Annotated in this window: 1 pseudogene; it reads right to left on the bottom strand. The window is 77.2% G+C overall.

The annotated features are described in order from the left end of the window. Nucleotides 1–138: 138 nt before the first annotated feature. A pseudogene (locus ACFU99_RS44500) lies at nucleotides 139–1,044 on the bottom strand (condensation protein); the annotation flags it as partial.

Here is a 1,044-nt window from a genome sequence, read left to right as displayed (position 1 = left end):
GCATACGGGCCTGACGGCGGCCCCGGTCCGCGCCCGAGGCGACGGGCACGGCGGGGTCCTCGTAGAAGTCCCGCAGCCGGGGCGCGGCGGTTGCGGCGGCGGTGCTGCTGTTGCTCATGTGCCCTCCTTCATCGCCCGTCACCGGCCCGTCGCGTGCGAGGCCGCCTCGGACGTCGCGTCGAGCGCGCGCGTGAAGATCTCCGCGAGCTCCGCGCCCGCCGCGTCGTCCAGCAGTGCGCGGGACCAGCGCAGCGCCGCGTGGAGCCGGCCGCCGGTACTGGCCGTGGTGAGGGTCAGGCCGCGCGGCATACGGGCCGGGGCCGACAGCCACACCGCGCCCGCCCGTCCCGCGTCGCCGAAGTCCAGCGGGTAGGGGATGCGGCCGATGTTGCTCAGCAGCGTCGTGGACGTCCAGGGCGCGGCGGCCCGGCGCAGCCCGCGGGTCACGGCCGCCCGCGCGCCGACCGGCAGTACGGGAACAGTCAACAGCGTTCCGGCGACGCCGAGTTGGGAGCCCGAAGTCGACTTGAGTGTACGGGTCCGGGCGGCCGTGCGGCGCAGCAGGCGGGCGACGGCGGCCGGGTCGGGCCGCTCGGCGGTCAGCGCCTCCTCGTCCAGCCGCTCGTCCGCTCCGAAGCCGACATCCACGAGGCGGGTGCCGTTGCCGATGGGCATGTCGTCGCCGCGCGGCCGGTCGTCCATCGGCATGGTGATCCGCACCGGGCGGGTGGGGCCGCCGTGCAGCAGGTTCCAGCGGGCGATCATCAGGCGGGTGGCGACGAGGAGTTGGTCGTTGACCGTGTACGGGGCGGTGCCGCCCGTACCGCGTGGCGGGCGGTTCGGTACGGGAAGTTCGGCGAGCAGCATGCCGTTGCCGGGCGTCGGGGCGGCGGTCGAGGCGGCGACGCGCACCGGCCGTCCCCTGTCGCGCCCGCCGGGGGCGGCTGCCGCGGCGCGCCGCGGAGCTGCCGCTGCCGCCCGCGCGGGCGCGTTGTCCCGCCCGCCGTACAGCTCGGCGGCGGTCGCCAGCACCCGCAGGCAGGC

It is taken from the genome of Streptomyces sp. NPDC057654, from assembly GCF_042800135.1.
Lineage (GTDB): Bacteria > Actinomycetota > Actinomycetes > Streptomycetales > Streptomycetaceae > Streptomyces.
The sequence above is the reverse complement of the archived record's forward strand: the minus strand, read 5'-3'. Positions and strand labels throughout refer to the sequence as shown.